This is a genomic window from Streptosporangium oxazolinicum (genome assembly GCF_039537505.1).
Lineage (GTDB): Bacteria > Actinomycetota > Actinomycetes > Streptosporangiales > Streptosporangiaceae > Streptosporangium > Streptosporangium oxazolinicum.
This window is the reverse complement of the sequence record NZ_BAABAQ010000003.1, coordinates 123266-135482: the sequence shown is the minus strand read 5'-3', so window position 1 is coordinate 135482 and position 12217 is coordinate 123266. Positions and strand designations below refer to the sequence as shown.

Genomic DNA, 12217 nt, shown 5'->3' with positions numbered 1-12217 from the left:
ACATGCGCGGGCGCGTGTCCAGTGGTGCTGTGCGAAACGCGCTGTATGTGTGAAACTGTGGCACCGTAGGAAGGGTGCGACAGGGAGCCCACATGGCCAGACAGACCGCGCAGGACAGCGGCGAGCAGGGCGGCGTTCTCGCGTACGCGGGCGGTGGCGGCCCCACCATCCTGCGGATTCTTCTGGGTGCCCAGCTGCGGAGGCTGCGCGTCGCCAAGGACATCACCCGCGAGCAGGCCGGTTACGCCATCCGCGCCTCCCACGCCAAGATCAGCCGGCTGGAACTCGGGAGGGTCGGCTTCAAGGAACGCGATGTCGCGGACCTGCTGACGATGTACGGGGTGACCGATACCCAGGAAAGGGCCTCGCTGCTCACGCTGGCCCGCCAGGCCAACGCCCCCGGCTGGTGGCACAAGTACGGGGACCTGCTGCCCAGCTGGTTCGAGGTCTACGTCGGGCTCGAAGAGGCCGCCTCGGTCGTCCGGACCTACGAGGTGCAGTTCATCCCCGGCCTCCTGCAGAGTCCCGAATACGCGCGGGCCGTCATCATGCTCGTGCACGGCGCCGCCTCCCCGGACGAGGTCGACCGCCGCGTCTCGCTCCGCATGGCCCGCCAGGAGCGCCTGACCAAGCCGGACGCCCCGACGCTGTGGGCCGTGATGGACGAGGCCGTGCTGCGGCGGCCCATCGGCGGGCCCCACGTGCTGCGCGCCCAGATCGACCACCTGCTCGAAGTGGTCGAGATGCCCAACGTCAAGCTGCAGATCATGCCGTTCGAGCGGGGTGGCCACGCCGCGGCCGGCGGACCGTTCTCCATCCTGCGCTTCCCCGAGCGGGACCTGCCCGACGTGGTCTACATGGAGCAGCTCACGAGCGCCCTCTACATGGACAAGCTTGAGGAGACCGACCACTACATGCAGGTCATGGACCGTCTGTGCATCCAGGCGTACTCCGTCTCCGAGAGCAAGCGGTTCCTGCGCGACCTCCGTACGGAGGTCGCGGGCTGATGAGGTTCGGCGTGGTTTCGAGGGAATTGCGATTCCTGATGGCTTGAGGCCATCTTGTCCAGTTATCTGGTGAAATATCGGTTCATGATCTGAAGGTGTCGATCGCTCGTCTACCATGCGGGAAAGACGTGGTGAAGGCGAGGATATGACTGAGCACGAGCAGGCTCCGCCGGGAATCGACCCTACGATCCCGAGTGTGGCTCGTATGTACGACTACTACCTGGGGGGTAAGGACAACTTCGCCTCCGACCGGATCGCCGGCGAGAAGATCGTGGAACTCGTCCCCAACGTCAAGGACGTGGCGCGCTCCAACCGCGCCTTCCTCGGCCGTACCGTGCGGCATCTCGTCGCCGCGGGGATCCGCCAGTTCATCGACATCGGCACAGGTCTGCCGACGCAGGAGAACGTGCACCAGGTCGTCCTGCGTGAGGCGCCGGACTCCCAGATCGTGTACGTCGACAACGACCCCATCGTGCTCGTCCACGCCCGCGCGCTCCTCGCCGACAACGCGCGGACCATCGTGATCCCCGGTGACCTGCGGGAGCCGGAGGCGATCCTCGACCACCCGGACGTCCGCGAGCGCATCGACTTCGACCAGCCGGTCGCCGTCCTGATGGTGTCCATCCTGCACTTCGTCGGCGACGACAAGGAGGTCTCCGGCATCGCCGCCTCCTTCGGGAAGCGGCTGGCCCCCGGCAGCCACGTGGTGATCTCCCACGTCACCTCCGGCGACCTCACCGAGGACCAGGTCCGTGAGGGCCGCGGCGTCTACGGCACGACCACCGCGGGCGGCATCTTCCCCCGTACCCTCACCCAGATCCGCGGCCTGTTCGACGGGCTGGAGATGCTCGAACCCGGCCTGGTGCCCGTCTACGACTGGCGGCCCGACCCCGGCGACGTCGTCATCCCGCCGGGGGCCGGTGCCATCACCGTCGGAGCCGTCGGGCGGGTTTCCTAGGAGCGTCCCGTCCGCGTTCCCCCGGGGAGCGCGGACGGGAATCCCGGGGGGATGAATGCCCGAGGCCCGGGGAGCCGGGGATCCCCGATCAGCGCCCCCTCGCGTCCCTTCGGGTGTCCTCGGCCGACACCGGGCCGGGGAACGGTGAACCCGCCGGGGCCGGTGAGCGTATCTGAAGGATGTTGACACATTCGCGCCAGACCGGTGTCGCCAGGAACGCCCGGGTGGTCGCCACGGTGATTCTCGCCCTGTCCTTCTCCCTCGCCTGCAGCGCGGACCAGCCCGCGAGCGCCCCCGCCGCCGCGGCCGGGAACGCGGCCCCCGCGGGTCCGCCTCCGACCGTCGAGCAGCTCGCCAAGAAGGTCGACTGCAAGCCCCAGATCCAGGTCGACGCGATCGACATCCGCACGGGAGCCTGCGAGACCTCCGTCGGCCAGTTCTTCATCAGCACCTTCGTCACCCAGTCCGGCAAGGACCAGTGGATGGACCAGGCGCCGGAGTACAACCCCCACCTGGTCGGGGAGCTGTGGACCGTACTCGGCGCCAGGAAGGTCCTGGACGAGTTGCGCGTGACGCTCGGCGGGGACCTGCACCTGACCGACCACCGGGTGAGCCCGACCCCCACGCCGCCCGCCGGGTGACAGGCGAGGCCGATCCGCACCGGGCGAGCGCGCCCGGTGCGGGCCGGTGATCCCGCGCACGCGTTTCCAGCAGGGATCTCAGGGAGGGCGAACTTCATCCCTGAATGAAATGGATACGGGCATTGCCCGCTGATTCGTCGGTCCGTAGCATCCGTCCCATGTCCATCACACGTGAGTTCGCCTACGCATCGCCCTCGCGTCCCGCCGACGGCGAGTGCGTGTGGTATCGCTCCAAGGACGATCTCTACGACCTGATACGCACGGGCAGCGACGGAGATTTCCGGTATCACGCTTTCCATGCCCGCGACGGACGCTATCTCCAGGCCTTCGCCTCCTGGCAGGACGGCCTGGAGTGGATCAGGGAGCGCGTCGAGGACGAGTAGGGGCCGGCCGGGGCGACCGGCGAGAGGCGTCTCCGCGAAGGTGATCGCGATGTCCACTGTCCTGTAGCGCCGTAAACGCCCAGAGGAGTCCCGGCTCTGGGAAAGTGGGCCGGTGGACGACAACAGACCTGATCTGCCGGTCGGTACGGACGACATCCGGCCGGCCCCACCGGCCGTCGCGGACGGTGCCGGACCGGGTCCGTCGATCGATACGGAGGAGACGGACGGCGCGGGGTCGGATGCGCGGGTCGACACGGACGGCGACGGGCCGGACCCGCTGGTCGACGCGGTGCTGCGGTGGGTCGTGGGGCTGGTCCGCGACGTCCACCAGCGCGTCGTCTCCGAGGAGCAGGCCGTCGTCAGGGCACGCGAGGGGGCGCGCTCCCTGACCGTGGAGGCGGCGGACGCGCTCGCCGGGCTCGCCGGGCACAACTTCAACGCCGGTCGCGCCGACAGCGCGTACCTGATCGCCCGCCTGCTGATGGAGGCGGCCGACGCCCGCTGGGAGACGGTGCGCCCCGGCCCCCGGTGGAGAGCCGCCGACCTGTTCGTCGAGATGACCAGGTTCAGCCTGGTCTTCGAGCCCGACAGGAGACGTTTCCAGCACGCCTGCGCCGTGGCCGACGCCCAGATAGACGTCCTTCGGAGGGAGGGAGACCTGGAGGAGCTGGCCGAGACCATGTTCGCGGCCGGGATTCTCAGGGTCGACCCGTACATCGGGATCATGGGGCATGACACACCCGGCGACGCCTACAAACAATGGCGGGCCGTCGAGGAACAGCGGCTGAGCATGGGGCCGGGTGCCCAGTACATGGACATTTCGGATGAACCGGCGGGTGACGACGAGCGGATGCCCCATCCACGGGACGCGGCCCTTGACGCGCTCACCTACCTGCAGGGGGCCGCCGCGCTGAGCACGGGCCACCCGCGAGCCCGATGCCTGAAAGGTCTCGTCGACGCGCTCATGCTGCTCGGCTGGGCCGACCCCGAGAGCCCCGGCTGGGTGAACGGCCTCATGGGCCGCTACGCCACCGAGGCCGTCGAGCTCCTGGACGCCGCCCGGGACCCGCACGCCCACGTCAACCTGTTGCGCGTTCTCCACGGCCTCGGCGTCGCGGAGCCGCCCGCGTCGCTGGAGCGGATCCTGCCGGTGGCGTTCCCCGACCTGGTGAGGACGCGCGGCGCCCAGGAGGCGGTGAACATCGCCTTCCACGCGCTGCGCCTGCTGCGTGACGCCGGACGGCACCGGCTCCGGCGGGAACTCGCCTCCGTGGTCCACGAGCACCTTGGGGACCTCGACGACCGGCAGATCCGCCGGGAACTGTGGAACGCCGAGGTCCACACGCTCACCGGCGACCGTCTCCCCTGCCCGGCGGAACCGGCCCCGCTCGCTGACAGCGCGGACCTGCTGCGCGGGCGCGCCGACGCCGAGGACTGGCCGGAGGACGTCCTGGCGGTGGGACTCGCGCACCTGGCCGCCCACACGCCGCACGGCGAGGAACTCCTCGCCCTGGAACTCCTCGACAAGGCGCGCGAGTCGCGGCCGGAGGCGTTCGCCGCCCATCGCCCCGCGCTGGGCCACTTCGAGGCCGAACTCGCCCTGCGGTGCGCCGACGGGAGACAGCTGGCGGGCGAGCTGCCCGCCGCGGTCGGTTTCTACGCGCGGGCCGCGGTCGCGTACACCGAGGTGGATCTCACGGGGGCTGTCGTCGAGTGCCTGGAACAGATCGCCTCGTGTGCCGCGCGGGGTGACGAGGAGACCGTCGCGGCCTCGGCCGTGTGGCTGTGCGCCGCGCTGTCCAGGGCGGGTTCCAGCCTCGACGAGAGCGTCTCCTGGGCCGGGTACGTGGCGTGCCAGCAGGTTGCCGAGCGGCTCGTCGAGCGGCCCCCGGTCTCGCCGGACGTGCTGCTCACCCTCTACCAGACGGCCAAGGGCCTGGACTTCGCCGTCACCGCGGCCCGGACGGACGTCTACCGGCCGTGGCCGGGCGTGGACGGGCTCCTGGCCCGGATCGGAGCCGCGGAGAGCGGCCTGGGAGAGAGGGCCGTCGCGGAGGACGACCCGATCGACGACATCAGGATGCTCTGCTACACCGGGCGCGGGGAGAGCCGTCAAGGGAGCGACGAGCTGGAGCTGCTGGAGAACCTCAAGCGGGCTCTCGACCGCGAGACCACCCGCTGGCTGCTGAACCGTCCCGGTGTCCGGGCGGTACGGGATCGCCACCACGAGCGCGTGGTCAGGCTTGACGACCTCCGGCGCCATCTTCCCGACAGGACCGTCCTGGTGTCCATGTTCCTGGGGCAGCTCACCGTCGGCGACCCGCCCCGCGAGACCGCCGGGCTGCACCTGGTGGCCATGACCAGGGACGACCTGGAGATCCGGGTGCTCACGCCGCCCACCGGCGAGCTGCCGATCCTGATGCGGCTGAGCAGGGACGGCTACGACCACGTCGCGCATCCGCTGGTCTTCCAGACGGCCGAGATCCGGGAGGCGGTGCTGGAGGACCCGCTGCACCGGCCGGTGGGCCGGCGCGGCGCCGACCTGCTCGCCGAGGGCGCGGCGCAGCTTCTCGGGAACCTTCCCGACCGCCTGGACGCGTGGCGGAGAGAGGGCAGGGACCACCTCTGCCTCTGGCCTCACGGCCCGCTGCACTACCTGCCGTTCCACCTTCTCCACCATCGGGGCCGCCCGCTGGCCGACGACTGGACCGTCACCACGCTGACGAGCCTGGAACCGCTGTCCCGGCCGCCGTCGCCACGGACCCGCGACGGGGGCGGCCTCGTCTCCGTGGGCTCCTCCCACGGCGGCGTCCCGTACGGCCTGGCCGCTGAACCCGGCCTGGAGTCGCACGCGGCCGGCGTGGCGGCGCTCGCCCGGGGCACGGTCGTCACCGGGGCGGAGGCGACTCCCGAGCGGGTCCTGGCGGAGGCGGCGCGGGCGCGCTACCTCCACATCGCCGCCCACGGTTCGCACGACGAGGTCGCGCCCTGGTTCCAGTGCCTGTATCTCGCTCCGGGCGAGACGGGGGAGGGCCGCCTGTTCGCCCACGACGTGCTCCGGGCCGACCTGCGCGGTGTCGAGGTCGTCACGCTCGGCTCGTGCGAGTCGGCGCTGGGCCGCTTCGACATCAACGACAACCTCCGTGGCCTGCCCGCCGGACTCCTGCTGGCCGGAGCCCGCGCCGTCGTCGGATGCCTGTGGCCGGTCCACCCTGGGCCCGCGACCTTGTTCTTCGGTTCGCTGCACGCCGAACTCCAGGCCGGTGCCGAACCTCTGGACGCCTTCCGCCGGGCGCAGCGGAGCACCCGCGACCTGTTCCCGGCCTACCGCGACTGGGGCGCCTTCTGCTTCGTCGGCGACTGGCGCCGGGAGTGAGAATCGAGATGGGATGCCGAGAGAGCAGGGGACGACGATGGAACTGATGCCGCCCGTACCGGAGCCGACCGCCCTCGATCTCGTCGCCGTGCCGAGGCTCGGCCGCCCCGCCGCCGCGCCGAGACTGCCCGGCAGGGTCTCGCTCAGCCGGCCCTACGTGCGCAGGCTGATCGCCGACGAGGCCGACGGCGCCGACGAGGGGGAACGGAGCGAGTTCGTCCGTGCCGGTGCGGGAGCCGACTTCTACCTCCTGAGCCTGGTGTGCAGCTTCCGGCCGGGACCGGATCCCTTCGTGGACGCGTCCCTGGGCGTCCTCCTGGACTCACCGGCCCCCCACGAGCCGCCGATCGCCTGGTCGATGACGCCGAAACTGGCGACCGCGCCGTCCGGCAACGGGGTCAAGCTCACCATCGGCGCCAAGCTGATGTTCGTCGAGTCCCAGCTGGAGTACGCGCCCGAGGAGAAGGCGGAGGAGCACTACCTGGTCGGGCTGGGGGAGCACCAGAGTGACCCCGAATGGCGTTTCCGCCGTACGTCCCGTCACCCGCTGCTGGGAGACGAGCGGGTGACGCTGGTCGTCCGGGGCGCCGCCGGTGCCCCCGTGTCGGCGCGCTTGATGCTGGCGGCCACGTTCAGGCAGGCGAGGCTGGGGATGATCCGGTACAGGGCCGAGCTGTCCCCGGCCCTCCGGGAGATCGACCTGACGGCTCACGCCGAACCGCCCGCCGTCGGTGCCTGACCCGGGGCGGGGGGAGGGGCGTCAGGGGACATCCTCAGGGGACATCGTCAGGGAACGAGGCGCAGCGCCGGGCGATGGTCGGGCAGGTCGAGCAGCTCGCGCACCCGGGAGACGGGCCAGGCCAGCTGGGCGGCGAGCTGTGCCATGGTCAGGCCGGTCTCGGAGACGGCCAGGTCGAAGGCCCGGCGCAGCAGCACGGGCTGCTCGCCGGGGTAGCCGCTGATCGGCTCGGCGGCGAAGCCCGGCTGGTCGCGCAGCGTCTTGAGCCGCTGGTAGGCGCGGCTCGCCGCCGAATCGGAGATCAGGCCGACCTCGCGGCAGCGGTACAGCAGGGAGTCGACCGACACGCCCCAGGTGTGCTTGAGCTCGACCAGCCTGCGCAGGTCGAGGCGGCCGGGCAGCTCGGGCAGGATGCTGTCGCGCGGGGTGAGGAACTCGGCGGCGAAGACGTCGGCCTCCCGCTCCTGCTGGGTGTCCCCCGATGCGGTGTCGCCGTGCAGCACCAGGTGGCCCAGCTCGTGGGCGGCGGTGAACCGGTAGCGGTGGATGTCGTCGAACCGGTTGGCGGTCAGCACCACGATCGGGCGGGGCAGCTGGGAGGTGGAGAAGGCGTCCACCGTGGTGGCGTCCTCGTCGGGCGGCGGGAAGACCACGACGATCCCGTGGGCCTCCATGTGCCGGACGATGTGCGACAGCGGGCCGGTGCCCAGCCCCCAGAGCCGCCGCAGGGCGCGGGCGGCCTGGGCGGGGTCGCCGGGCAGCTCGACGCCGGAGTGGACCTCGCCGCCGGAGAAACCGGGAAGGGCGACGTGCGGCAGCCTGACCTGCCTCTCCAGGGCGTGGGCCAGCTCCCACACCTGTTCGACGAAGGCCGCGGCCTTGGCCCGCTGGTGCGCGCGGGTGGAGCGCAGGCTCCTGAAGTGCGCCATGGACCCGTCCAGCTTGCCGTGCGGGCGGCCCAGCAGGAAGAACGCCGGTGGCACGCCGAGCGCGTCGGCCAGGCGGGGAACGAGGTCGGGCCGGGGACGGGTCATGCCCGTCTCGTACTGCCCCACCGCCGCGGGGGTGACGCCGATCCGCTCGGCCAGGTCCTTCTTCGTCATCCCCGCCAGCTGCCGCGCCTGGGTCAGCCGTCCCTGGTCGAACGCGTCGGCGACGGCCTGCGGGCTCGGCCCGCCGCTCCCGGAGGCGCCGGGAGCGCCGAACAGAGGGGGCTGGTTACGGTTGCTCATTGTCGCCGGTGACCGCGGTTTCCTCGGGTGCCTCGCTGCTTACGGGGAAGATCTTGCCATTCTTCCGCTCGACCGGAGACCTCGTGCTCAGCGCGAGGGCCGGTACGAGACCGTCGTCGAAGCGTGACGCGGCACCGGGCTCCGCCGCCCACGGGTCACGGACGGCGCCGGGGGAGGCGGCGGGCAGCGGGATCGGCTCGTGGTGCAGCCACCGGATCCTGCCGAACTCGTCGATGAGCTCCGCCTCGCCCCAGTAGAGCCGCAGCAGGCCGGCCTGCGCGTTGCCCGCGTAGGCGACGGGGATCAGCCGGGTGTCACCGGGCAGCCCGGTGAGCGCGGGGCGAACCGCGACCGGCCCGTCCGGTCCGTCCGCCCCGGCGGACAGGTCCAGCTCCTCCTGGGCGGCCTCCTCCCCGAGCGCCAGGTCCAGCTCCTCCTGACGATAGGAGGTCGCCGGGCCGAACCGGTCGAACAGCTCGCGGACCAGCGAGGAGATGCGGCCGTCGCCGACCCGGGCCTCGGAGATCGGCGTGCGGTCGTCCTCGGCGTAGCGGAAGGGCAGCAGCAGGTTGCCGCCCAGCACCACCAGGTGGTGCGGCGAGCCGTGCGGCCTGACCAGCTGGAAACCCGGCTCGTCGCGCAGCCCCTCGGCGAGCGCCTCGTAGCGCCTGGCCATCATCGTGAAGCCGTAGGTGTATCGCTTGTCGCTGTGTCCGGAACTCTGCGCGTCCTGCGCGTTGCCCATCGCCTCCAGCAGCGACGCGGCCAGCCGCCGTCGTACGGCGTCGGCACGGTCGCCGAACCGCTCGCCCGCCCAGCCCGACACCCTGCCCGCCATCCGCCCTGAGACCAGGTCCGCCACCTGGCCCGTCACCCGGTCCGAGACCTGGCCTGTCACCTGCTCCGGCCTCTGGCCCGGCCCCGCCTGGCCCGACCTCGGCTGGTCCGGTTCCGCCTGGTCCGGCGCCTCCCGGCCCGGCTCTTCCCGGTGTGACAACGACGACCCCGCGCCCATCGGCGACCTCCGCTCACACTTCGCTCCGCGTCGGGCGATCGTCGCCGACACTTCATTTCCGCGCATCATACTCCCGCGAAGGCTCTAGTTGATGTTGCGTGTCTCTCGTGTCGGGCGTAGTCCGGCGTAAAGGAACTGCGAACTGTCGGTGGGGCAGGCGATGATGAGTCCCATCATGGTCATCACCCCCTCTCTCCCCTTCGCGGCCACGACGTCCCCGAGCGGCGACATCGTGGTCTTCTACGTCGGCACCGAGCCCCGCATGACACCGGAGCAGGCGCTCGCGTTCGCCGACACGCTCCGCGACCTCGCGGCCGGGGCGCGACGTCCCGTCTTGGCCGGAGCGCATCGGACGTCCTGATCCGGGTGGGACCGGAGGGTCGCATGGGGTATTCGCGATAATCCCTTTCACTGTCCGTGGTCATTGCGTAACGTTCTGGCTGGCGAGGCTCCCGAAGGGCAGGCGCCCCGCCGATCCGCCCACCCGCTACTCCGTCGCGGTCCCGGCGTCCGATGCCCAGGGCGCCCTCGAAAGCGTCGAAGTCAGATATGGAAGGACAGAACATGCAACCCTTCGAGCTCCCTGACTTCTATCTGCCGTATCCGGCCAGGCTGAACCCCCACGTGGACACCGCGCGAGAGCACACCAGGGCCTGGGCGTACGACATGGGCATCCTCGACCCCGATCTCGGCATCTGGGACGAGCACAAGCTCGACGCCATGGACTACGGCCTGCTGTGCGCCTACACCCACCCCGACGCCCCCGCCCCCGAGCTCGACCTCGTCACCGACTGGTACGTGTGGGTGTTCTTCTTCGACGACCACTTCCTGGAGACCTTCAAGCGCAGCCGCGACCTGGCCGGGGCCAAGGAATACCTCGACAGGCTGGCGGCCTTCATGCCGGTGCACCCCACGGGGCCTCCCCCCGAGCCGGAGAACCCGGTGGAGCGCGGTCTGGCCGACCTGTGGGCCCGGACGATCCCGGCGAGGTCCGCCGACTGGCGGGCCCGGTTCGTCGAGAGCACGAAGAACCTCCTCGACGAGTCCCTGTGGGAGCTCGCCAACATCAACGAGGGACGCGTCGCCAACCCGATCGAGTACATCGAGATGCGGCGCAAGGTCGGCGGCGCCCCCTGGTCGGCGAACCTGGTCGAGCACGCCGCGGGCGCCGAGGTCCCGGCCGCCGTCGCCGCGAGCAGGCCGATGCGCGTGCTGAGAGACACCTTCTCCGACGCGGTGCACCTGCGCAACGACCTCTTCTCCTACGAGCGGGAGGTCGGCGACGAGGGCGAGCTCAGCAACGGCGTCCTGGTCTTCGAGCGCTTCCTGGGCTACGACACCCAGCGGGCCGCCGACGCCGTCAACGACCTGATCACCTCCCGGCTGCACCAGTTCGAGAACACCGCCCTCACCGAGCTGCCCCCGCTCTTCGAGGAGCACGGCCTGGACCTGAGGTCCCGCCTCGACGTCCTCGCGTACGTCAAAGGGCTCCAGGACTGGCAGTCGGGCGGCCACGAGTGGCACATGCGCTCCAGCCGCTACATGAACGGAGCCTCGCGGGCGGCCCCGGCCGCCCCGGCCCTGCTCGGCGGGCCCACGGGCCTGGGCATCTCGGCGGCGCGCGTCAGGCTTGCGCCCGGCCTCACGGGCCCGGGGGGCGTCAGAAGCCACACCCACGTCCCCTTGCGGAAGGTGGGGCCGCTGCCGCTGCCCGAGATCTACATGCCGTACACAGCCCGGATGAATCCCCACCTCGACGGCTCCCGCCGCAACGCGGTGGCATGGGCGCGCGAGATGGGGATGTTCGAGCAGCTGCCGGGCCTTCCCGGGCTGGCGGTCTGGACCGAGCACAAGCTCGACACCTACGACTTCGCCGTCTGCGCCGGGGCGATCAATCCGGACGCCCCCGGCCCCGAGCTGGACATCTCGACGTTCTGGCTCACCTGGGGAACGTACGCGGACGACTACTTCCCGGTCGTGTTCGGGTCCCGCCGCGACATGGCCGGTGCGAAGGTGTTCAACGAGCGGCTGTCGGCGTTCATGCCGCTCGACCTCTCCGCCACCCCGCCGCCGGTCAACCCGATCGAGCGGGGCCTGGCCGACCTGTGGTTCCGTACGGCGGTCCCCATGTCGGAGGCCGCGCGCGCCAGGTTCCGCCGGGCCGTCGAGGACATGACGGAGAGCTGGCTGTGGGAGCTGGCCAACCACATCCAGAACCGGGTCCCCGACCCGGTCGACTACATCGAGATGCGCCGCAAAACCTTCGGCGCAGACCTCACGATGAGCCTGTCGCGGCTGGCCCACGGTCAGGCGGTGTCGCCCGAGATCTACGGCACCCGGACGATGCGCGGGCTGGACGACTCGGCCGCCGACTACGCCTGCCTGGTCAACGACCTCTGCTCGTACCAGAAGGAGATCCAGTTCGAGGGCGAGCTGCACAACTGCGTCCTGGTGGTCCAGGACTTCCTGGGCTGTGATCCGAGGCAGGCCGCCGACATCGTCAACGACCTGATGACGTCCAGGATGCGGCAGTTCGAGCACATCGTCGCCACCGAGCTCCCCGTCCTCGCCGACGAGTTCGACCTCGACGGGGAGGCCAGGGAGACGCTCGACGGATACGTGGCGGAGCTGCAGGACTGGATGGCCGGTGTGCTGCTGTGGCACATGAAAACCCGCCGCTACGACGAGTCCGAGCTGCGCCACCCGCCCGCGAGGACCCGCCCGGTCGGCGGCCCCACCGGGCTGGGGACCCTCGCCGCCCACATCGGCGGGCGCTGAACGACACGTTCGCCCGGTAACCGGGTAAGGGGACAGGACCGGGTACGGGCCGCCGTGCCCGGCCTCCCGCGTCCAGCCTCCCGCTTTC

10 protein-coding genes are annotated in these 12217 nt (G+C 71.1%); 8 read left to right on the top strand and 2 right to left on the bottom strand.

The window, feature by feature from the left end; genetic code table 11:
- Positions 1–92: 92 nt before the first annotated feature.
- From ABD817_RS10280 to ABD817_RS10255, 6 genes are all read left to right on the top strand, one after another.
- Positions 93–1007, top strand: coding sequence for a helix-turn-helix domain-containing protein (locus ABD817_RS10280; RefSeq protein ID WP_344917561.1), 915 nt, complete (start codon positions 93–95; stop codon positions 1005–1007).
- A gap of 115 nt (positions 1008–1122) precedes the next feature.
- Entirely contained in the window at positions 1123–1965 is an 843-nt protein-coding gene (locus ABD817_RS10275; protein ID WP_344917559.1) for an SAM-dependent methyltransferase, read from the top strand.
- Between the two features lie 179 nt (positions 1966–2144).
- Positions 2145–2606, top strand: a complete 462-nt coding sequence (locus tag ABD817_RS10270) for a hypothetical protein (protein WP_344917557.1) — start codon at positions 2145–2147, stop codon at positions 2604–2606.
- A gap of 158 nt (positions 2607–2764) precedes the next feature.
- Positions 2765–2989 carry a hypothetical protein gene (locus tag ABD817_RS10265; RefSeq protein ID WP_344917556.1) on the top strand — a complete coding sequence of 75 codons (225 nt, stop codon included), beginning with the start codon at positions 2765–2767 and terminating at the stop codon, positions 2987–2989.
- Between the two features lie 112 nt (positions 2990–3101).
- Entirely contained in the window at positions 3102–6365 is a 3264-nt protein-coding gene (locus tag ABD817_RS10260) for a CHAT domain-containing protein (protein WP_344917554.1), read from the top strand.
- Positions 6366–6378: 13 nt separating this feature from the next.
- Positions 6379–7104, top strand: a complete 726-nt coding sequence (locus ABD817_RS10255) for a hypothetical protein (RefSeq protein WP_344917552.1) — start codon at positions 6379–6381, stop codon at positions 7102–7104.
- Between the two features lie 47 nt (positions 7105–7151).
- Here ABD817_RS10255 and ABD817_RS10250 read toward each other — a convergent pair whose 3' ends face one another.
- The gene (locus tag ABD817_RS10250; protein ID WP_344917550.1) at positions 7152–8336 is read right to left on the bottom strand and encodes a helix-turn-helix domain-containing protein; all 1185 of its coding nucleotides are present in this window, start codon (positions 8334–8336) and stop codon (positions 7152–7154) included.
- Positions 8323–9351 carry a hypothetical protein gene (locus ABD817_RS10245; RefSeq protein WP_344917548.1) on the bottom strand — a complete coding sequence of 343 codons (1029 nt, stop codon included), beginning with the start codon at positions 9349–9351 and terminating at the stop codon, positions 8323–8325. The genes ABD817_RS10250 and ABD817_RS10245 overlap by 14 nt, the downstream gene beginning before the upstream one ends.
- 160 nt (positions 9352–9511) lie before the next feature.
- On the opposite strand from ABD817_RS10245, the gene ABD817_RS10240 reads away from it, so the two are divergent.
- Together ABD817_RS10240 and ABD817_RS10235 are read left to right on the top strand one after the other, a co-directional pair.
- Positions 9512–9712: a hypothetical protein gene (locus ABD817_RS10240; protein WP_344917547.1), complete on the top strand. Its 201-nt coding sequence runs from the start codon at positions 9512–9514 to the stop codon at positions 9710–9712.
- Between the two features lie 203 nt (positions 9713–9915).
- A complete protein-coding gene (locus ABD817_RS10235) occupies positions 9916–12129 on the top strand; it encodes a family 2 encapsulin nanocompartment cargo protein terpene cyclase (protein ID WP_344917545.1) in 2214 nt (737 codons plus the stop codon).
- The last annotated feature ends 88 nt before the right edge of the window (positions 12130–12217 follow it).